This window comes from Oleiharenicola sp. Vm1 (assembly GCF_047777955.1).
Classification (GTDB): domain Bacteria; phylum Verrucomicrobiota; class Verrucomicrobiia; order Opitutales; family Opitutaceae; genus Didemnitutus.
Map to the genome: position 1 here is coordinate 805,562 of NZ_CP180537.1, position 20,343 is coordinate 825,904.

Below are 20,343 nucleotides of genomic sequence, written 5' to 3' on the forward strand. Positions count from 1 at the left end.
ACATGCTTCGCTCCTTCGCCTATTTCTTTTTTGCGTTCGCCGGCTTTTTTGCCCCGCGAACCATGGGCGGCTGACTCCGAAGCATAAACTGACTCACCAGATTTAAGCACCAGAGCCGCCCAAACCCGGGCGGCTCTTTTGTTTTTCTCCCAACGCCCGCCATGATCCTCCCCAAGAACAACCGCCTCACGTCCGAGCAGGTGAACGAGATCACGACCATCGTCGCCGAGTTCGGCTGCAAGATCCAACCCATCGTCGGCGCCGTGCGCACGATCTACGCGATCGTGGGCGACGAGCGCGACGAGCTGATGATCAACCGCCTCGAGGGCCTCGACTACGTCGAGCGCATCGACCGGATCCAATCGCCGTTCAAGCTCATGGACCGGCGCTCCGACCTCGCCAACCACCGGCTGAAGATCGGCGACGTCACGCTGGGCGAGGAACTGCTGGTCATCGCCGGCCAGTGCACGATCGATCCGAAAAACCCGAACTACTACCTCGAGACCTCGCAGGCGGTGAAGGAGGCCGGCGCCGACGCGCTCCGCGGCGGCGTGTGGAAACCCCGCACCAATCCCTACAGCTTCCAGGGCGACGCCCGCTCGCTCGAGATCCTGATGGACGCCTCGCGCCGCACCGGCCTGCCGGTCGTCACCGAGGTCATGGAGCTCGAGCACATCAACCTCGCCCTCGACGCCGGCGTGCACGTGCTCCAGATCGGCGCCCGCAACGCCCTCAACTACTCGCTCCTCCGCCAGGTCGGCCGCGCCATCGCCGGCCGCCCGACCGCGGTGATGCTGAAGCGCAGCATCCACAGCGGCCCGCTGGCGGAGTTCATCTCCGCCGCCGAATACATCGCCGCCTTCGGCAACCCGAACGTCATCCTCTGCCCGCGCGGCACGCAGCCGCAGCTCGAGGGCTACCGCAACCAGCCCGACGAATCGATCACGCCGCTGCTGAAGGAAAAGACCTGGGCGCCGGTCGTCGTCGACCCGTCGCACTCGGTCGGCAAGGCCGCCTACGTCCCCGCCGCCTCGCTCGCCGCCGTCGCCTACGGCTGCGACGGCCTCTGCATCGAGGCGCACGTCAGCCCGTCGCACGGCATCGGCGACGACCCGAAGCAGGCGGTGACACCCTCGGCGCTGGCCGAGCTGGTCAAACGCTGCCGCTCCCTCCACGCTTCGCTCCGTCCCCAACCCGCCGCCGCCCGCGCATGAAAAAGAACTCTCCGCCATCCGCACGCGCATCGACGCCATCGACCAGCAGGTCGTCTCGCTCCTCAACTCCCGCCTCCAGCTCGCACAGCAGATCGGCGCGCTGAAGCACGGCGCGAAGGGCCGCATCTACGTCGCCGAGCGCGAGGCCGACGTCTACCGCCGCGTCGCCGCCGCCAACAAGGGCGGCCCGCTCAAGCCGGCCGCGCTGCAGGCCATCTACCGCGAGATCATGTCCGCCGCGCTCGCGCTGGAGAAGCCGCTCGTCATCGCCTACCTCGGGCCCGAGGCCACCAACACCCACGCCGCGGCGCTGAAGAAGTTCGGCGGCAGCGTCGACTACCGCCCGATGCCGTCGCTGGCCGACGTGTTCACCGCGGTGGAGAAGGGCGAGGCCGACTACGGCGTCGTGCCGATCGAGAACTCCACCGAGGGCTCCGTCCGCGACTCGCTCGACCTCTTCGTCGAGACGCCGCTGAAGATCGTCGCCGAGCTCCAGCTCGAGATCGAGCACACGCTGCTCTCCCACGAGCCGCTGGAGAACATCAAGCGCGTCTACTCGAAGGACCAGGCCCTCGCGCAGTGCCGCCGCTGGCTCCAGCGCCACCTGCCGCACGCGCAGCTGGTCGACGTCGACAGCACGGCGCTCGGCGTGCAGCGCGCCGCGAAGGAGAAGGGCGCCGCCGCCGTCGGCCCGCGCCTCGCCGGCGAGCGCTACGGCGTGCCCGCCGCCGCCACGCGCATCCAGGACCAGAAGAACAACACCTCGCGCTTCGGCATCCTCGGCCGTGAGCCCTCGGGCGCCGTCGGCAAGGGCCACGACAAGACCAGCCTGCTCGTCTCGCTCCACCACGAGCCCGGCGCCCTGCTGCGCGCGCTCACGCCGTTCCACCGCCGCAAGCTCAACCTCACGCGCATCGAGTCGCGCCCGAGCCGCCTGCGCCCGTGGGACTACATTTTCTTCCTCGACGTCTCCGGCCACTACGACGAGCCGGCGATGCAGAAGGCCCTCGCCGACCTGCGCCGCCAGTGCCCGCTGGTGAAATGGCTCGGCAGCTACCCGGCGTCGAAGTCCGTCTGAGCCATGCGGCGTCCGCGCGTCTGGCCCGTCCTGGTCTGTGCGCTGCTGGGGGCGGCGGCGCCGGCAGCCGAGCGCCCCGCGCCGCTCGACGCGCTGGCGGCGAGCTTCGGCGGCTGGACGCCGCTGCGCGCGGTGCGGACGTTTGCCTACCGGCTGACGCGCACCGATGCGCAGGGCGTCGTCATGCGCGACGAGAGCTACCGCCTCGACCTGGAGAACGGCCAGGTGTGGTCGCGCGACCGGCGCAGCGGCGACGAGGCGTGGTGGGACGGAGCCGCGGGCTGGCGGCGTCCCGCGGCGGGCGGCGCGGCCGGGCGCGACGATGCGGCGGGGCGCGGCTGCGTTCGCATGCGGCCTTCAATTTCTTCCGGCTGCTGCGCGATCCGGCGACGCGGGCGGAGTGGACAGGGAGCGGCGCATCCGGCTGACTCCGGCCGGCGAGGAGGCGTTCGAGGTCGAACTCGATCCGGCGAGCGGCCGGATCGTCGCGAACCATTTCGGCCCGGTCGTGAGCGGCGAGTTTGATTACCGGCCGGTCGGCGCGCTCGTCTGGCCGATGGAGTTCCGCGTGCCCGGGGCGAAGGCGTCGGTCGGACGTTTTTCCGAGCTCGAGCTGTCGGACGCCCCGGCCTTGCCGGCGGCGCGCTGAGGCGGCTCAGCGGCGGCGGCGCAGCCAGACCACCAGGCCGAGGCCGAGCGCGAGGAGCGCGTAGGTGGACGGCTCGGGAATCATCGCGAACTCGGCGCCCCACATGTTGCCGGAGCGGCCCGTGACCGTGAGGCTTTGGAGGAGGGTGCCGCTCTTCGAGTATTGCAGCAGCGGGCTGCTGGAGCTGTTGGGCAGATACCAGAGCGTGTCGGTGGAGGCCTGGTAGGCGAGGCCGCCGCGATCGCCGGTGTGGCTGAATTGCGAGAGCAGGGTGCCGGACAGCGAATACTGGTAGATAGTGCTGATGCCCGAGATCCACAGCGTGTTCGAGGCGAGGTCGTAGGTAATGCCGGCGATCTGGGTCCCGGTCGCGGTGAACATCGAGGTGAGGCCGGTCCAGTCGTTGTTGGCCTTGTAGACAACGGCGTCGCCGCCGTTCCACGCCAGGGTGTAATTGGTCTTCCCGTCGGTCGTGCCGTCCAGGAACTGCGAGACGCCGGGGGCGCTGAACGACGACGTGATCCCGAGGGAGGTGCCGTCGAGGGCAAACGCCGTGGCGCCGGAGGGATTGTTGTAATAATCCAGCGTCCAGATGCGGTCGGTGACGGCGAGCGCGAGCGGCTGGTGGCTTGAAGCCGAGACGTTGGTGCTCGTGTAGAGGACGGCGCCGGTCGTGGTGTTGATCGCCATGAGGCGGGCCGGGCCGGCGTCGCCATCGGTGATGAACAGCGTGGTCGCGGTGTCGATGGTGGTCTGCGCCCGGGCCGAGCCGGCCAGCGCGGCGCCGACGAGCGCGAGCAGAAGGGCGGGGCGGACTGAGCTCCAGGTGACCACGCCGCCAGAATGGCGCGTCACCCGGATGGGGCGAGAAATTTTCCGGCCGGGGTGACCGTTCGGTCAGGTGGGGCCGTTTGGCACCTCCGCGGCCCCGCTCAGTAGTCGTCGAGCAGCACCCACACGACCCACGTGAGTGCGCCGCTGAGGATGATGGCGCCGGAGAAGGCGTAGACGAGGACGACGACGTTGCCGCGGCTGAACAGCGTCACCGCCGCGGCGAGCACGTTCACCAGGATCATCGCGGTCCAGTAATCGCGCTTGCGCCGCCGCCAGCGCGGACGCGCGGGCGGCTTGAGCTCGTCGAGGCCGGCGGCGATCTCTCGCGCGCGGAGCTCGCGCTGGAGGGCGAAGACGTCGTTGGCGGCGGGCGGGGGCGCGGCGTCGGCCGCGTCGGCGGGGCGGGGGCGTTCACGCGCTCGAATTCCTTCGGCTTGAAGCCGTAAGTTTTGCGTGGAGGCTCGGGCTCGGCGGGCACGGCGGGAGGTTGGACGGAGTCCGGCTCAGGCACAACGCGCGTTTGCGCCGGCGGGCGCGGCGGGGCGACATCGCGCTCGCGCGTCCGCCGGAATCGCCTAATAACCCGGATATGCCACAACGTAATGTTTGCAGGGGCATAAGAGGTGCTACCACCGAGGGTGCTATGCATTCCTGCGGTATCCCTTCGCCCCTCTACGATCCGGCGTTCGAACACGACGCCTGCGGTGTCGGCTTCATTGCGCGCACCGATGGACACCGGACGCACGACGTCCTCAAGCACGGGCTGACCGCACTCAAAGCCCTCGCGCACCGCGGCGCGATCGACGCCGACTCGTCGACCGGCGACGGCGCCGGCATCATGACCCAGCTGCCCTACGAGCTGATCCGCGCGCACCTCGTGGCCCAGAAGGTCAGCGTGCTGCCGAAGGACAAGGACCTCGCCGTCGCCCAGCTTTTCCTCCCCCGCGAAAACGACCTCGCGCAGGCGCAGATCAAGAAGATCTTCATCGAGGCGGTGAAGGAGGAAGGCCTCGGCTTCGTCGCCTGGCGCGACGTGCCGACGGACTACTCGATCCTCGGCCGCAAGGCGGCCGACACGCGCCCGATGGTGCTGCAGGCGATCATCGCCCGCCTCGACGACTCGAGCGACGAGGACTTCGAGCGCCACCTCTTCCTCGCGCAGAAGCTGGCCGAGCGCCGCTGCAACGAGGCGCGCCTCGACGGCTTCTACGTCTGCTCGTGCTCCGCGCGCACCATCGTCTACAAGGGCCTGCTCAACGCGCCCGAGGTGCGCCGGTTCTTCCCCGACCTGCGCGACACCCGCTACACGACCGCGTTCACGATCTTCCACCAGCGCTACTCGACCAACACGTTCCCGACGTGGCACCTCGCCCAGCCGTTCCGCATGATGGCGCACAACGGCGAGATCAACACCATCCGCGGCAACCGCGTGCGCATGCACGCCCGCGAGAAGGCCATGGCCGGCGGCGTGTGGGGCGGGCGCTTCGCCGACCTGCACCCGATCGTGCAGCCGGGCATGTCCGACTCCGCGTCGTTCGACAACGTCCTCCAGGTCCTCGCGCTCGGCGGCCGCTCCGCCCTGCACTCCATGATGATGATGGCCCCGCTGGCCTGGGAGCAGAACCCCCGCCTCAGCGACGACGCCCGCGCGTTCTTCCAATACCACTCGCTCTTCATGGAGCCGTGGGACGGCCCCGCCGCCCTCGTGTTCTCGGACGGCAAGATCGTCGGCGCCACGCTCGACCGCAACGGCCTGCGCCCCGCGCGCTTCAAGCTCTACGACGACGGCCACATCCTCCTCGCCTCGGAAACCGGCCTCGTGCCCAACCTCCCCGGCCAGGTCGTCCAGTCCGGCCGCCTCGGGCCCGGCCGCATGATCGCGGTCGACCTCGAGCGCCAGCGCGTGCTGATGGACGAGGACATCAAGAAGGAGGTCGCGGAGAAGCCCGTCTACCGCGACTGGTGCTCGCGCCACCTGATCAATCTCCAGAAGTTCGCCGCCACCGCGCCGGAGAACGAGGTCATCACGCCGCCGGCCGCCTTCTCGGCCTCGGTGCTGCAGCAGCAGCTCGCCTTCGGCTACGACACCGAGGAACTCGAGCTCGTGCTCGGCTCGCTCGCCGTCGGCCTCGAGCCCACCGGCTCGATGGGCGACGACACGCCGCTCGCCGTGCTCTCGCGCCGGCCCAAGCTCCTCTACAGCTATTTCAAGCAGCTCTTCGCCCAGGTCACGAACCCGCCGATCGACTCCATCCGCGAGAAGTCCGTCATGTCGCTCGGCGCCGCCCTCGGCCCGCGCCTCAGCCTGTTCGAGACGGCGCTCTCGCCCACCGGCGTGCTCACGCTCGATTCGCCCCTGGTGTTCGACCACGAGCTCGAGGCGATCCACTCCGTCCCGCTCTTCCGCAACGCCGTCGTGCGCCTCTCGGTGCTCTTCGACGCCAACGCCGGACCCGACGCGCTGGCCAACGCCGTGCACGACCTCGCGCACCGCGCCTACAACGCCGTCGAGAACCAGGGCGCCAAGATCCTCATCCTCTCCGACAAGGGCCTCGCGCCCGACAAGGCCGCCATCCCGATGCTCCTCGCCGTCGGCGCCGTGCAGCACCGCCTCATCCGCGCCGGCCTGCGCCTCAAATGCGACATCGTCGCCGAGACCGGCGAGGCGCGTGACGTCCACCACATCGCCTGCCTCAGCGGCTACGGCGCCAACGCCATCAATCCCTACCTCGCGCTCGCGACCGTCCGCGAACTCGCCGCGCAGGGCAAGCTGGCCGCGCCGGCCAAGCCCGCCGAGGCGGAGAAGAATTACAAGAAGGCCCTCGAGGCCGGCCTGCTGAAGGTGCTCGCCCGCATGGGCATCAGCACGCTCGCCAGCTACCGCGGCGCGCAGATCTTCGAGGCCATCGGCATCGGCGGCAAGGTCATCGAGGAGTGCTTCGGCGGCACGCCGTCGCCGATCGGCGGCATCGGTTACCGCCAGATCGCCGAGGAGGTGCTGCGCCGCCACGAACGCGCGTTCCCGCGCATGAACAACGCGGCCTCCGAGGCCGAGGCCACGCCCGCCCCCGCGGTCGAGCTGCCCAACGACGGCTACTACAAGGTCAACAAGAAGGGCGACGGCGAGTTCCACGGCTGGAACCCGAAGGTCGTTGCCGGCATGCACAAGTTCCTCAAGGGCGGCGCGCCCGAGGACTACAAGGTCTTCGCCCAGACCTCCGACGAGCACCCGCCGGTCACGATCAAGGACCTGCTCAAGATCCGCTTCCCGGCCGCCGGCCTCCCGCTGGAGGAAGTCGAGCCGATCGAGGACATCCGCCGTCGCTTCACCACCGCCGGCATGTCGCTCGGCGCGCTCTCGCCCGAGGCGCACGAGACGCTCGCCATCGCCATGAACCGCATCGGCGGCAAGTCGAACTCCGGCGAAGGCGGCGAGGATCCCGAGCGCTTCGGCTTGCGCGAGAACGGCGACAGCGCCAACAGCGCGATCAAGCAGGTCGCGTCCGGCCGCTTCGGCGTCACCGCCGAATACCTCGCCAACGCGCGCGAGATCGAGATCAAGATGGCCCAGGGCGCCAAGCCCGGCGAGGGCGGCCAGCTGCCCGGCCACAAGGTCTCGCCGCTCATCGCCCGCCTGCGCTTCTCCGTCCCCGGCGTCACGCTCATCTCGCCGCCGCCGCACCACGACATCTACTCGATCGAGGACCTCGCGCAGCTCATCCTCGACCTCAAGGAGGTCAACCCGCGCGCCAAGGTCTGCGTGAAGCTCGTCTCGTCCTCCGGCGTCGGCACCATCGCCGCCGGCGTGGCCAAGGCCTATGCCGACGTCGTGCTCGTCTCCGGCCACGAGGGCGGCACGGGCGCCTCGCCGCTCGGCTCGATCAAGAACGCCGGCTCCGACTGGGTCCTCGGCCTCGCCGAGGCGCACCAGGTCCTGATGATGAACGGCCTTCGCAACCGCGTGACGCTCCGCACCGACGGCGGCATGAAGACCGGCCGCGACATCGTCATCGCCGCCATCCTCGGCGCCGAGGAGTTCAACTTCGGCACCGGCGCGCTCATCGCGGCGGGTTGCGCGATGTTCCGCGTCTGCCACCTCAACACCTGCCCGGTCGGCGTCGCCACCCAGCGCGAGGACCTCCGCGCGAAGTTCCGCGGCAAGCCCGAGAACGTCATCGCCTACTTCAACGCCGTGGCCGAGGAAGTCCGCCACTACCTCGCCCGCCTCGGCGCGCACTCGCTCAACGACGTCATCGGCCGCCCCGAGCTGCTCGAGCAGATCGACGACCCGGCGAACCCGAAGACGCGCTTCCTCAACCTCTCGGGCGTGCTGCACAACGTCGACCCGACCGGCCAGCTCGACCGCTTCCACACCCGCGAGCGCAACGAGCGCTTCGGCTCCGAGGGCTCGCTCGACGAGCTCATCGTCCAGGAGGCGCGCCACGTCATCGCCGGCCGCGCCGGCCGCTTCTCCGGCACCTACAAGGTCACCAACGAGTCGCGCTGCCTCGGCACGCACCTCTCCGGCCAGATCGCCTACCTGCGCGGCAGCCAGAGCCCGCTCGCGCCGCGCACGATCGACCTGAAGTTCAACGGCACCGCCGGCCAGAGCTTCGGCACCTTCCTCGTCCCCGGCGTCCGCCTCACCCTCACCGGCGAGGGCAACGACTACGTCGGCAAGGGCATGAGCGGCGGCGAAATCGTCATCCGCCCGCGCAGCGACGAGATCTTCGCCTGGGAGACCAACGTCCTCATCGGCAACACCTGCCTCTACGGCGCGACGGGCGGCCTGCTCTTCGCGGCGGGGTGGGCGGGCGAGCGCTTCGCCGTCCGCAACTCCGGCGCCATCGCCGTCGTCGAGGGCGTGGGCGACCACGGCTGCGAATACATGACCCGCGGCACGGTCGTCATCCTCGGCCGCACCGGCCTGAACTTCGCCGCCGGCATGAGCGGCGGCCTGGCCTTCGTGTTCGACGAGCGCAACGTCCTCCCGCAGCGCACCAACAACCAGATGGTCACGCTCGAGCGCCTCAGCAACGACGACGAGAGCGAATCCCTCCGCAAGCTGATCAGCGACCACGCCGAGGCGACGGGCTCTCCGCACGCCCGGCGCATCGTCGAGCAGTGGAAGGACAGCGTGAAGCAGTTCTGGAAGGTCGTGCCCAACCCGCCGACGCCCGACGCGCCGAAGCAGTTCTACCGTTACGAGCCCGTGCAGGTCTTCGCCGAGCACCCGTCGGTGCTGCTGGGCTGAGCGCCGGCGCATCCCCTCCGTTTCGCCAGGAACCCGCGGCCGTGCGCCGCGGGTTCCTGTTTTTCCGGACCACGCCGGAGGACGGGGACGCGAGGCGGGCGGAGCGCGGCGCGAAACGGCGTGCTCGCGCGGCGGACGCCGGCGCCGCGGCCCGCACCACGCGCGCAGGCCGCCCCGCGCCAAGTCGCGCGGATCGCCGGCGCCAACATTGTCATATTCCCGCGGTTGGCCGGAGGGATGCTTTTGCCGTCGGCGAAGGGCGGCGCTGTCGCCCCCAAACCCACGCCAACACACAAGCAATACCCACATGAGAAAAACCCTGTTCGCCGCGCTCACGCTCCTCGCCGCCGCCGGCCTCCACGCGGAGGAAGCCAAGTCCTCCTATTCGATCACGACCGATTTCACCTACACCACCCGCTACTTCTTCCGCGGGGTGAAGAACCAGGACTCGGCCTTCCAGCCCTCGATCACCTACGCGCAGGGCGCGTTCTCGGCCGGCGTCTGGACCAGCCAGGCGCTGAGCGACCGCAAGGCGCAGTGGGCGCAGGGCAAGGAATACGACTTCGTCGCCGGCTACAGCTTCGCGCTGGAGAACAACGCCTCCGTCACGCTCGGCGGCACGTATTACTACTACCCGTCCGCCCGCCCGAGCCTGAGCGAGGCCAAGAAATCGTATGAGGCCTCGATCGCGCTCGCCGCGCCCGTCGGCCCGCTCAGCGGCAAGCTGACGATGTTCCACGACTTCAAGTTCGACTCGAACACGCTCCAGGCCGACCTCGGCTACAGCGTGCCGATCAGCAACGGCTCCTTCGATGTCGGCGCCTACTTCGGCTACAACGACATTGGCGATGGCGACGCCGATCTGCCCGGCACCGCGGGCTACACCTACAAATACTACGGCGTCGATGCCTCGGTGAGCGTGAAGCTCTCCGACAAGGCCACGGTCAAGCTCGGCGGGCACTGGACCGACACCCGCGGCGACCTCGCTTCGCCGGACAAGAACCTTTGGGTCACGCTCGGCGTCACCGTCGTGTTCTGATCCAGAAACAGGAACGCATAGCAGAATGGGAACCGGCCGCACGCGAGTGCGGCCGGTTTTTTTGCGCCGCGCGCGCGGGCGCTCGCGCCCGGCTACAAACCCGCCGCGGGCTATGACATGGCCCCGCGTGCCGCCGCCGCGCGTTGGCATCGCTTACGCTTTTCGCCCGCGACGCGGTCGCCGCGTCGCTCCACGAACCTCAACCCGCACCCACGACCCATGAACCGATTCCGTCGTCTCCTGCGGAGCGCGCTCGCCCTTGGCGCGCTCCTGTTGTCCGCCGCGGCTCCCGCCCGCGCGCTCGCCGAAGCCACGCCCGCCGAACTCGAGAAGCGCCTCGCCGGCCTCGAGGCCTACATCAACAACACCGACCCCGCCGGCAGCGCCGTCACGGGCGTGGCCGGCCCCGGCCACAACGGCTGGATGATGGTCTGCGCCGCGCTCGTGCTCTTCATGACGCTGCCCGGCCTCGCGCTCTTCTACGGCGGCCTCGTGCGCAAGAAGAACGTCCTCTCCGTCCTCGCGCAGTGCATCGGCATCGCCGGCCTCGTCACGATCTTGTGGTGGGCCGTCGGCTACAGCTTCGCCTTCGGCAAGAGCTACGGCAGCCCGTTCCTCGGCGGCTCCGAATTCTTCTTCCTCAAGGGCGTCACGTCCGCGCCCAACACCGACTACGCCTACTGGGTATCGCAGAACGTGTTTTCGATGTATCAGCTCATGTTCGCGATCATCACGCCGGCGCTGATCCTCGGCGCCATCGCGGAGCGCATCAAGTTCGTGGCCGTGCTCGCCGTCGTCACGCTCTGGATGCTCGTCGTCTACTTCCCGCTCGCGCACATGGTCTGGGGCGTGAACGGCTTCATGAACGGCGTCTGGAACGCCGCCGCCGGCATCAAGGCGATCGACTTTGCGGGCGGCACCGTCGTCCACATGTCCTCCGGCTGGTCCGCGCTCGTGCTCTGCCTGATCCTCGGGCCGCGCCTCGGCTTCGGCAAAACCAAGATCTCCCCGCACAACGTCGTCCTCTGCATGGTCGGCACCGGCATGCTCTGGGTCGGCTGGTATGGCTTCAACGCCGGCTCGGCCGTCGCCGCCGACGGCGTCGCCTCCAACGCCTTCATGACCACCACGCTCGCCGCCGCCGTCGCCGGCTTCGTCTGGGGCGCGCTCGAATACTTCCTCAAGGGCAAGGCCTCCGTCGTCGGCCTCTGCACCGGCATCGTCGCCGGCCTCGTCGTGATCACGCCGGCTGCGGGCTTCGTCGACAGCACCGGCTCCGTCCTCATCGGCGTCCTCGCCGCGGTCGTGCCCTACATCTTCTGCACCAAGGTCAAGGAGGCGCTCAAATACGACGACGCGCTCGACACCTTCGGCGTCCACGCCGTCGGCGGCACGCTCGGCGCGCTTCTCACCGGCTTCCTCGCCACGCCCGAGGTCAACGGCAACCTCAACACCAACCTCAAGGCCGTCGTCGGCCACACGCTCTGGCTCGAGCAGGCCAAGGCCGTCGGCCTCACCCTCGTCCTCTCCATCGTCGGCACCGCCCTCATCGGTTTCGCGGTCAAGGCCGTCCTCGGCCTCCGGCCGCACGAGGAGCACGAAGAGAAGGGCCTCGACCACGCCGAGCACGGCGAGGAGGGCTACGCGATCTAAGCCGCCGCTTCCGCCCGGATTTCTTGCCCTCGACCGGCTGCGCTCCACGCGCGCAGCCGGTTTTTTCTGCTATGACAGATTCGGCCGCCGGCGGGCGCGCCCGCGGATCGCGGCGACGCTGAACGGCATCGACGGTTTCTCCGCCTCCACCCCGAAATTTTCCATGAAATCTTTCTGGCGCCGCCCCGCCGGTATGCTTTTGGGTAACCCTTTCCCCCATGAAGAACCCACGCAAGGTCGCCATCCTCACTGCCGGTGGACTCGCTCCCTGTCTGAGCGCCGCCGTCGGCGAACTCATTCTCCAATACACCGCCGCCGCGCCCGACATCGAGATCATCTGCTACCGCTCCGGCTACAAGGGCCTGCTGCTGGGTGACTCGATCCAGGTGACGGACGACATGCGCGCCCAGGCCGGCATCCTCCGCCGCTACGGCGGCAGCCCGATCGGCAACAGCCGCGTCCGCCTCACCAACGTCGACGACTGCGTGAAGCGCGGCCTCGTCAAGCCCGGCCAGGACCCGCGCGCCGTCGCGGCCAAGCAGCTCAAGAAGGACAAGGTCGACATCCTCCACACCATCGGCGGCGACGACACCAACACCGCCGCGGCCGACCTCGCCGCCTGGCTGAAGAAGAACGGCTACAAGCTCACCGTCGTCGGCCTGCCCAAGACGATCGACAACGACATCGTCCCCATCCGCCAGTCCCTCGGCGCCCTCACCGCGGCGGAGCAGGGCGCGCGCTTCTTCCAGAACGTCGTCAGCGAGCACGGCGCCTCCTCGCGCATGCTCATCGTCCACGAGATCATGGGCCGCCACTCCGGCTGGCTCACCGCCGCCACTACCCGCGAATACCTCCGCTTCGTCGAGGGCGGGCGCTTCCTCCCCGGCCTCGGCCTGCACGAGGAGCGCTGGAGCGTCCACGGCGTCTACCTGCCCGAGATGGAGTTCGACCTCCACGGCGAGGCCGACCGCCTGCGCGGCGTCATGGACCGCCTCGGCAACGTCAACCTCTTCGTCTCCGAGGGCGCCTCGGTCGAGACCGTGCTCGCGGAGATGACCGCGCGCGGCGAGCCGATCGATCGCGATCCCTTCGGCCACGTGAAGCTCGACAAGATCAATGTCGGCGCCTGGTTCGGCAAGCGCTTCGCCTCGATGATCGGCGCCGAGAAGGTGCTGGTGCAGAAGTCCGGCTATTTCGCCCGCTCCGCCGCCGCCAACGACGCCGACCTCGTGCTCATCGCCCGCTGCGTCGAGCACGCCGTCGAGTGCGCCCTCCGCGGCGAGTCCGGCCTCATCGGCGAGGACGAGGAGGCCAACGGCCACCTGCGCCCCATCGAGTTCAACCGCGTGAAAGGCGGCAAGCACTTCGACGTGCGCACCCGCTGGTTCCAGGACGTCCTCGTCACGACCGGCCAGAAGGCCGGCCGGCGGCGCAAGACCGCCTGAGCCGCCCGCGCCGACCCCTGCGGCGCGTTTCGCCGGGAACATTTTTGAATGCGAGTGGACTGTGCGGAGTCTCACTCTCCGCCCTTCCATCTCCATCGCATGCCGTTTCCGGAAAAACTCCGCTCCGTCCTCCTCCTCGTCCTCGTCCTCCTGTCCGCGCTCCCGGCGCGCGCCGCCTCCTGGGTGCTCGCCAACGGCGACCGCCTGACCGGCACGCTCGTCCGCGAGACCGACGCCGAGCTCGAGATCCGGCACGAACAGCTGGGCACGCTGAAGATCCCGCGCTCGCACCCGCCGCCAGCCCCGCCACCGCCGCGGCGATCGCCTGGGTCCCCACCGCCGCCGCCGCGCCGGCCGCGCGCGCCGACAAGGTCATCCCGAAGTGGACGCGCCAGATCGAGCTCGGCTACTCCACGCAGGAGGGCGCCAAGACCAAGCAGGACCTCACGGCGCGCTTCACGATCGAGGGCCACGACAAGCGCTCCAACAGCTACCGCGCCACCGCCACCGCCCAGCGCTCCGAGGCCCAGGGCGTCGTCACCGCCGACCGCCAGCAGGCCGACTTCCGCTGGCGCCACGACTTCAACCGCCGGCTCTTCACCCAGACGCTCACGACGTATTCCTCCGACGACCTGAAGCAGATCAACTACAGCGTCGAACAGCAGCTGGGCGGCGGCTACCGGCTCGTCGACGTCGCCAAACAGCAGGTCAACGTCGGCCTCGGCGCCGTCCTGCAGCGCCTGTCGCGCGAAGGTTACGAGGATTACACCGCGCTCCTCGGCTCCGCCTTCCAGGACTACACCCTCCAGTTCGACAAGCGCCTCAAGTTCACGCAGGAGGCCACCGTCTTCGTCGCCGACTCCCCCAACATGTCCGCCCGCGGCGGCCGATCGACCTTCACCGGCGCCCCGGCCGACGGCAACTACCGCGTGAAATTCAACGCCGCGCTCCAGTCCCGCGTCACCGACAGCCTCTCGCTCAACCTGCGCTACGAGGTCGATTACGACCACTCCGTGCCCGACCCGAACTACCGCTCCGACGCCCGCCTGACCTCGTCGCTCGGCTACGCGTGGTGAGGGTGGGGAGGCGGCGGCGACCTCCGCCGCGATGACGGCGGCGCGGTGGCGGCGACGGCCGGGATTTCCTCCCGGCTTTCGCAACCTTCGTCCCGCGCGCGGCGTCTCCGCTTCGGCATTGCTCCGGCACAAAAGCCCCGCAACCTAGTCGAACGTCTCTCCGCATGCGACCGCTTCTCCTTCTCGCCGTCCTCGCCGTGTCCGCGCTTGCGCAGACGCCGGCCGCGCCGTCGCTGCAGAATCTCGTCCAAAACACGCCCTTCGGCACCGCCGTGGTCGCCGGCCCCGCCGGGGCCGCCGCCGGCCCGCTGGAGTTCCGCGGGACGTTCGTCGATCGCGGCGAGCGCTTCTTCAGTATCCTCGACACCGCCTCGCGGCGCGCCGAGTGGGTCGGGCTCAGGGAAAGCGGCCACGCCTACGCGGTGAAGGCCTACGACCCGGAGACCGAGACCGTCACCCTCGACTACCAGGGCCGCAGCCTGAGCCTGAAGCTCCGCACCGCCCGCGTCACCGCGATGGCGCTGCCGCCGCCGCAGGCGGCCGGCCCGCAGCCGGGCGTCGCCATCGCCACCGGCCTGCCGGCCGGACCGGCGGTCGTGCCGGCGCCGAGCGCCACCGAGGCGCAGCGCCTCGCCCAGGTCGCCGAGGAAATCCGCCGCCGCCGCGCCCTCCGCCAGCAGGCGCAGGGACAGCCGGCCACGCCCCCTCCGCCCCCCAACCAGCCCCCGCGCTAATCTCCCCATGAATCCGCGAAAAAACCGCGCCGCGTTCACGCTCATCGAAATCCTCCTCGTCATCGCGCTCATCGGCCTGCTCGCCGGCGTGCTGATCACGAACACCACCGGCGTGTTCGACCAGGGCCAGGAGTCGGCGGCGAAGATCTTCGTGCGCGACACCATGAAGCTCGCGCTCACCCGCTACCGCATGGACACCGGCGACTATCCCTCGACCACCGAGGGCCTCGTCGCGCTCGTCACCGCGCCCGCCAGCAAGGCCGAGCGCTGGCGCGGCCCCTACATCGAGGCGCCGAGCGGCAAGCTCCCGCTCGATCCGTGGGGCGAGCCCTACCGCTACCGCTACCCCGGCACGAAGAACAAGGGCGGCTACGATCTCTACTCGGTGGGCAAGGACAAGGCCGAGGGCACCGAGGACGACGTCGGCAACTGGTGAGCGCCCGCGCGCCCCGGGCCGGGAGGCGCGCCGCTCCGTCGACCACCGCATGAATCCCGGTCGCACCTCCGCCGGCCTGCTCGACCGCCTCGCGCCCCGGCGCGCCTTCACGCTCGTCGAGGTCCTCCTCGTGCTCGCCCTGATCGCGGTCTTCGCCGCGGTGTTCATCCCGGGCGTGAACTCGATCCTCGAGCAGATGAACGACCGCGGGCCCGACCAGCTCCTCGGCGAGGCCATCCTCGCGGCGCGCACCGACGCGCTCGAGTCCGGCCGCGAGGTCGAGCTCGCCTACGACGCGGAGAAGCGCCAGCTCGTCTACGGCGCGCTCGCGGAGCGCAGCGACGCGCTTCCGCCCGGCCTGGCGCTGGAGCTGCTGCCGGTGCAGGCCGGCGCCAGCATCCTCCTCGGCGGCGAGCTCACCGAGGTGCAGGCGCCGCTCAAGCGGGTGCGCTTCTTCCCCGACGGCACCTGCGAGCCGTTCCGGCTGCGCGTCAAGGCCGGTCCCGACGCCAAGCCGCGCGTGCTCGTGGTCGATCCCTGGACCTGCGCCGTCAGCCCGGCGCCGACGAAAGGCGGAGCGTGAGCGCGCCCCCGATTCGCCCGCCTCGTGCGTTGTAGGGCGGGGTCTCCCGACCCCGCCGTGCCTGGCGGCGAATTCTCGCGATCGCGGCGGGGTCGGGAGACCCCGCCCGACAGCGATCCTGCACGCCTTCACGCTGATCGAAGTCCTGGTCGCGCTCGCGATCCTGGCCGTCGCCGCGGTCGTGCTCGGCGCCGCCTACGCCAACACGCTCGGTGCCCATGCCGCCATCGCCCAGCGCGCCAGCGGCGGCTCGGCGATGGATTTCCTGCGCGACCAGGTGCTCAACGAGCCGGAACGGGAGAAGGTCGAGAAGGGCGGCGACCTCTCGCTGCCCGACGACCGCCGCCTGCGCTGGGAGGCCAAGGTGGAGGAGGCGGCCGTGCCGGACCTGTTCAAGGTCACGCTCACCACGCACACCAGCGGCGGCACGCTCAAGGCCGACGAGGAGAGCACGGAGACGCTCATGGTGCTGCGCCCGACCTGGAGCGACGCCCAGCGCCGCGAGCAGTTGCGCTCCGACTGGCGCGCCGCGCGCGAGAAGGCGCAGGAGGCGCAGAAATGAAGCCGTCGCATGTCGCGCGGGGCCGCCGCGCCTTCACCCTGATCGAGGTCCTTCTCGCCACCGCGCTGCTCGGCGCGCTGCTGATTGCGTTGAACTATTTCGTGTTCTCCATGGCCGAGATCTGGGGCGTCGGCGCCGAGCGCCGGCTCTTCGAGCAGCACGTGCGCGCCGTCACCCGCGAGGTGGAGACGATGCTGCGCACCGCCACGCTGCCGCCGATCGTGAACGAGATCCCGATCTTCGCCCGCGAGGTCCGGCTCGACGACGGCCAGCGCGCCACGCTGGTCAGCTTCGAGCTCGCCGAGGGCAGCCCGCGCCTGCAGTGGAAAACCGCGCCGCTGCCCGATGTCGTGTGCGGCCTCACCCAGCAGGCGGGCAAGGGCCTGATGCTTTACTGGCAGTCGCGCCTCGAGAAGGACTTCGACGACGCCGCGCCGCGCGCGTTCGTGCTCTCGGCCTTCGGCGCGGGCCTGAAATACGAATACCTCGAGGGCGACGGCAGCTACTGGCGCGTCTACGACCAGCTCCAGCGCGACAACCAGGGCCGCTGGCGCATGCCCACGCGGCTCCGCCTCGCGTTCGCGCACGGCGACCTGAAGGCCGAGACCGTCGTCTCGCTCCCGCCCGCGCCGGGACCGCTGCCGCATTACTGAGAGGACTTCCCCAGTGCCCCAGACGAGATTTCCAGTTCCAGGCACCACGGCTCCGGCCCGCGCGCGCGAACGCGGCGCCATCATCGTCCTTGTGCTCGTCACGATCATGCTCGCGGCCTTCCTCCTCACCGCCTTCATCCGCCGCAGCGGCACCGAGCTGCTCGCCGATGCGCGCGCGGCGAACCTGAAGGGCCTGCGCGCCGAGGCCTATTCCGCGCTCGAGACCACCCTGGCCGTGCTGGCGGATTTCCGCGCCGTCGACGGCGCCCTGCGCAGCCCGGCGGAAGGGTGGGAGCAGCCCTTGAGCGATACCGGCTACGAGCCGGGACCGGGGCGCGACGTCGCGGTCGCGTTCGAGGACGAGTCGGCGAAGCTTTCCCTGCCCAACGCGAGCGAGGCCGAGATCCAGACCATGCTCGAATTCTCCGGCGTCGAGCGCAACCAGGCCGAGCACCTCAGCCACGTCCTCCACGCCTGGGTGCACGACGCGCCCAAGGACGCCTCGGCCGACCTCGACGTGCCGGACTACACCCGCGCCGATCCGCCCTACCAGGCGGCGCACCGCGCACTCCGTTCGTGGGGCGAGCTCGCCGCCGCGGAGCTGGACGAGCACGTCTTCTTCGACGAGGCCGGCCGGCCGACGCCGGTGTTCGACGCGTTCCGCCAGGAGGTGTCGCTGCTCTCCTTCCGTCAGGTGAACCTGAATTCCGCCCGCGCCGGCGTGCTCACGGCCCTCGGGCTCGGCAGCGGCGAGGTCCAAGCGCTGGAGGATTATCGCGCCCGCCCGAAACCGCGGGGCGAGACCGGCGTCTTCCGTTCCATCACCGAAGCCGGCACAGTCATGGGCGCCAGCATCACCGGCGACCGCTACGGCACCAACATCGAGGCGCTGCGCGTGAACGTGGCCGTGCGGCAGGGCCAGATCGTCTACCGGCTCAGCGCCGTCGTCTCCGCCGGCACCAACGCCTCCGCCCCCAGCGCCGCACCGAGGCGACCAAGCCCGGCACGGTCGAGACCGCCCCGCTGCCCGAGAGGAAAGCCTTGAACTACCCCTTCACCGTATTGGAGATTAAAGAGAACGCCGAACCCACCGGGCCCATCGCGAGTCCCACGAGCTGACATGCCGACTTCCCCTCCATCGCCGCGCCCGAGCCGGTCCTCGACGAGACCGTCGTGCTGCCCGCCGAGGCGTTCTTCGTGCGCCGCGTGCCGCTCGATCCCGCCGCCGAGGCGGCCGACCAGGTCGAGCTGGCGCTCGAGACCCACGCGCCGTTCGCGCTGGGACAACTTTTCTACGGCTACCGCCGCGCCGCCGATGGCGCCAGCGCGCTGGTGTTCGCCACCCACCGCCGCCTCTTCGCCGCCGAGGGCTGGGACGGCGCCGCCGCGGTGCTGCCGGCGTTCGCCGCCCTGCTCGGCGAGCCGCCGCCGCGCCGCCAGGTCCGCACCTGGAGCGACGGGGACTCGCTCGTCGTCGCCGCCTGGGACGGGCAGGGCAGCCTGCCGGCGCTCGTGCTCGCGCGCAAAGTCGAGCCCGCCACCGAGGCTGCCGATCGCGAGAGCCTGTTCGCCGAGGCCCGGGCCCGCCTGGGCGAGCTCGGCGCGGTGGAGGAGTTCGCCGGCCCCGTCAGCGTCGCGCTCAAGAAGCAGAACTGGGAATTTTCCGTGGCCCGCCGCGCCGGCGGCACTCTGGTGACGACCTTCGACGAGGCCGCGGTGCAGGCGATGGACGTGCGCGACAAGGAGGTGCTCGCCACCCGCCGCGCCACCCAGCAGCGCGACCGGCTGCTCTGGCGCATCCTTCAGGCTTCCGCCGGCGCCATCGCCTTCGCCGTCGTGCTCGAGGTGGCGCTCTTCCTCGGCGGCATCCTCCTCAACCAGCAGCGCGAGGCGCAGCGCGCCGTCGCCGGCGAGGTGGAGAAGATCCAGACCGCCCAGGCGTTGGGCACGCGCATCGAGGAGATGGCGCAGCGCCGCCTCCGCGCGATGGAGATGCTCGCCGTCGTCAACGCCGTGCGCCCCGCCGGCATCGTCTTTTCCCGATCCACCACCGCGGGCCGCGACACGCTCGAGGTCGAGGGCCAGTCCGCCAACGCCGACAACGTCGGCACCTTCGAGTCGGCCGTGCGCGCCCTGCCGCAGGTGGCGACCCTCGAGGTCTCCAACGTCGGCCTGCGCGACGGCCTGACGACGTTCCGCTTCGTCACGACGTTCAAGGACGGCTCGCTTGCCGCCGTGGCCGGCACGGGAGGTGCGAAATGAAGCGCTTCTTCCTCACGCGCACGCTGCGCGAAAGGGCCTGCTGGTCGCCTTCGTGGCGCTCGTGGCGATCGTCTGGCTGGTCAGCGCCGCCGGCCGCACCCGGCTCCGGATCGCCGACTGGCGCTCGCTCCGCACCGCGGGCGAGGAACAGCGCCTCTGGCTCGGCAACCGGGCCGAGATCGAGGCGCGCTCCGCCAAGGCCACCGCGCAGCTCGACCCGGCCAAGACGCTCAACGGCACGCGCCTCGTGGCCGAGATGAGCACGCTCGCCGCCCAGGCCGGCCTCACCGCCGAGGTGTCGGGCCAGCGCAGCGAGCGCACGACCCAGTTCGCGTTCCACTCCGCCCAGGTCTCGTTCCGCCGCGCCGACATGGGCGCGCTGGTGAAGTTCTACGAGAGCCTCTCCGCGCGCTCGCCCTACGTCGGTCTCGAACAGGTCTCGCTTGCGGCCGATCGCGGCGCCCCCGGCACGGTCAACGCCACCTTCCGCGTCGTCGCGGCCGAGCTGCAGCGCTGAACTGCCGGCTTGCCGGCGCGCGGGAGCTTGGCTTCGCTGCCGGCGGGCCAAGCACTCCTTCCGTCATGAATTTCCTCGGCATCGTCTTCGGAGGCGCGGTCGTTCTCGCGCTGCTCGCCCTGTGGGTCTACGCGCTCGTGTCCGCGATCCAGAACGAGCGGCTCGACTCGGCGCGGCGCCTCGCCTGGGTGCTCGTCATTCTCCTCGTCAACGGTCTCGGCGCGCTCCTTTACCTGCTCATCGCCCCGAACCGACCCAGCGCGGAAGAGATCCGGCTGGCCGCCGCCCTGCGCCGCCGCGACGCCCTCCAGCGGGTCATGCGCCGCGCCTGAGCGGTGAGCCGGGCGAGAGGTG

20 protein-coding genes and 1 pseudogene are annotated in these 20,343 nt (G+C 70.3%); 19 read left to right on the forward strand and 2 right to left on the reverse strand.

Annotation, left to right across the window (positions count from 1 at the left end):
* Positions 1–161 precede the first annotated feature (161 nt).
* The 5 genes and pseudogenes from ACMYLB_RS04480 (at position 162) to ACMYLB_RS04500 (ending at position 2,941) form a co-directional block, all read left to right on the forward strand.
* Complete coding sequence (locus ACMYLB_RS04480; protein WP_415909768.1) at positions 162–1,214, forward strand: 3-deoxy-D-arabino-heptulosonate 7-phosphate synthase; 1,053 nt, start codon at positions 162–164, stop codon at positions 1,212–1,214.
* Between the two features lie 37 nt (positions 1,215–1,251).
* A pseudogene (locus tag ACMYLB_RS04485) lies at positions 1,252–1,410 on the forward strand (chorismate mutase); the annotation flags it as partial.
* A 33-nt stretch (positions 1,411–1,443) separates the two neighbouring features.
* Positions 1,444–2,292, forward strand: a complete 849-nt coding sequence (pheA, locus tag ACMYLB_RS04490; protein ID WP_415909769.1) for a prephenate dehydratase — start codon at positions 1,444–1,446, stop codon at positions 2,290–2,292.
* Between the two features lie 3 nt (positions 2,293–2,295).
* On the forward strand, positions 2,296–2,817 hold the full coding sequence (locus ACMYLB_RS04495; RefSeq protein WP_415909770.1) for a hypothetical protein: 522 nt from the start codon (positions 2,296–2,298) through the stop codon (positions 2,815–2,817).
* Positions 2,801–2,941, forward strand: coding sequence for a hypothetical protein (locus ACMYLB_RS04500; protein ID WP_415909771.1), 141 nt, complete (start codon positions 2,801–2,803; stop codon positions 2,939–2,941). Before ACMYLB_RS04495 ends, ACMYLB_RS04500 begins: the two co-directional genes overlap by 17 nt.
* A gap of 6 nt (positions 2,942–2,947) precedes the next feature.
* Here ACMYLB_RS04500 and ACMYLB_RS04505 read toward each other — a convergent pair whose 3' ends face one another.
* Both ACMYLB_RS04505 and ACMYLB_RS04510 read right to left on the reverse strand, forming a co-directional pair.
* On the reverse strand, positions 2,948–3,796 hold the full coding sequence (locus tag ACMYLB_RS04505; RefSeq protein WP_415909772.1) for a PEP-CTERM sorting domain-containing protein: 849 nt from the start codon (positions 3,794–3,796) through the stop codon (positions 2,948–2,950).
* A gap of 77 nt (positions 3,797–3,873) precedes the next feature.
* Positions 3,874–4,017, reverse strand: a complete 144-nt coding sequence (locus tag ACMYLB_RS04510; RefSeq protein ID WP_415909773.1) for a hypothetical protein — start codon at positions 4,015–4,017, stop codon at positions 3,874–3,876.
* A gap of 401 nt (positions 4,018–4,418) precedes the next feature.
* Between ACMYLB_RS04510 and gltB the strand changes: the two genes are divergently transcribed.
* The 14 genes from gltB to ACMYLB_RS04580 all read left to right on the forward strand — a co-directional run bounded on the left by gltB (position 4,419) and on the right by ACMYLB_RS04580 (position 20,321).
* Positions 4,419–9,029 (forward strand): glutamate synthase large subunit, encoded by a 4,611-nt coding sequence (gltB, locus tag ACMYLB_RS04515; protein WP_415909774.1) that lies wholly within the window; start codon positions 4,419–4,421, stop codon positions 9,027–9,029.
* Between the two features lie 307 nt (positions 9,030–9,336).
* Entirely contained in the window at positions 9,337–10,068 is a 732-nt protein-coding gene (locus ACMYLB_RS04520; RefSeq protein WP_415909775.1) for a TorF family putative porin, read from the forward strand.
* A gap of 219 nt (positions 10,069–10,287) precedes the next feature.
* Complete coding sequence (locus tag ACMYLB_RS04525; protein ID WP_415909776.1) at positions 10,288–11,721, forward strand: ammonium transporter; 1,434 nt, start codon at positions 10,288–10,290, stop codon at positions 11,719–11,721.
* Positions 11,722–11,939: 218 nt separating this feature from the next.
* Positions 11,940–13,166, forward strand: a complete 1,227-nt coding sequence (locus ACMYLB_RS04530; protein ID WP_415909777.1) for a pyrophosphate--fructose-6-phosphate 1-phosphotransferase — start codon at positions 11,940–11,942, stop codon at positions 13,164–13,166.
* Positions 13,167–13,210: 44 nt separating this feature from the next.
* Positions 13,211–14,242, forward strand: a complete 1,032-nt coding sequence (locus tag ACMYLB_RS04535) for a DUF481 domain-containing protein (protein ID WP_415909778.1) — start codon at positions 13,211–13,213, stop codon at positions 14,240–14,242.
* Between the two features lie 164 nt (positions 14,243–14,406).
* Positions 14,407–14,976, forward strand: coding sequence for a hypothetical protein (locus ACMYLB_RS04540; protein WP_415909779.1), 570 nt, complete (start codon positions 14,407–14,409; stop codon positions 14,974–14,976).
* Between the two features lie 7 nt (positions 14,977–14,983).
* Positions 14,984–15,412 (forward strand): type II secretion system major pseudopilin GspG, encoded by a 429-nt coding sequence (gene gspG, locus ACMYLB_RS04545; RefSeq protein ID WP_415909780.1) that lies wholly within the window; start codon positions 14,984–14,986, stop codon positions 15,410–15,412.
* Positions 15,413–15,461: 49 nt separating this feature from the next.
* Positions 15,462–15,995 (forward strand): GspH/FimT family pseudopilin, encoded by a 534-nt coding sequence (locus tag ACMYLB_RS04550; protein WP_415909781.1) that lies wholly within the window; start codon positions 15,462–15,464, stop codon positions 15,993–15,995.
* A 181-nt stretch (positions 15,996–16,176) separates the two neighbouring features.
* Positions 16,177–16,557 (forward strand): hypothetical protein, encoded by a 381-nt coding sequence (locus ACMYLB_RS04555; RefSeq protein ID WP_415909782.1) that lies wholly within the window; start codon positions 16,177–16,179, stop codon positions 16,555–16,557.
* Positions 16,554–17,210, forward strand: coding sequence for a prepilin-type N-terminal cleavage/methylation domain-containing protein (locus ACMYLB_RS04560; RefSeq protein WP_415909783.1), 657 nt, complete (start codon positions 16,554–16,556; stop codon positions 17,208–17,210). Before ACMYLB_RS04555 ends, ACMYLB_RS04560 begins: the two co-directional genes overlap by 4 nt.
* A gap of 91 nt (positions 17,211–17,301) precedes the next feature.
* Entirely contained in the window at positions 17,302–18,255 is a 954-nt protein-coding gene (locus ACMYLB_RS04565) for a hypothetical protein (RefSeq protein ID WP_415909784.1), read from the forward strand.
* A 128-nt stretch (positions 18,256–18,383) separates the two neighbouring features.
* Positions 18,384–19,472, forward strand: a complete 1,089-nt coding sequence (locus ACMYLB_RS04570) for a hypothetical protein (protein ID WP_415909785.1) — start codon at positions 18,384–18,386, stop codon at positions 19,470–19,472.
* A 52-nt stretch (positions 19,473–19,524) separates the two neighbouring features.
* The gene (locus ACMYLB_RS04575; RefSeq protein WP_415909786.1) at positions 19,525–19,989 is read left to right on the forward strand and encodes a hypothetical protein; all 465 of its coding nucleotides are present in this window, start codon (positions 19,525–19,527) and stop codon (positions 19,987–19,989) included.
* Positions 19,990–20,054: 65 nt separating this feature from the next.
* Positions 20,055–20,321, forward strand: coding sequence for a PLD nuclease N-terminal domain-containing protein (locus ACMYLB_RS04580; RefSeq protein WP_415909787.1), 267 nt, complete (start codon positions 20,055–20,057; stop codon positions 20,319–20,321).
* Positions 20,322–20,343 lie beyond the last annotated feature (22 nt).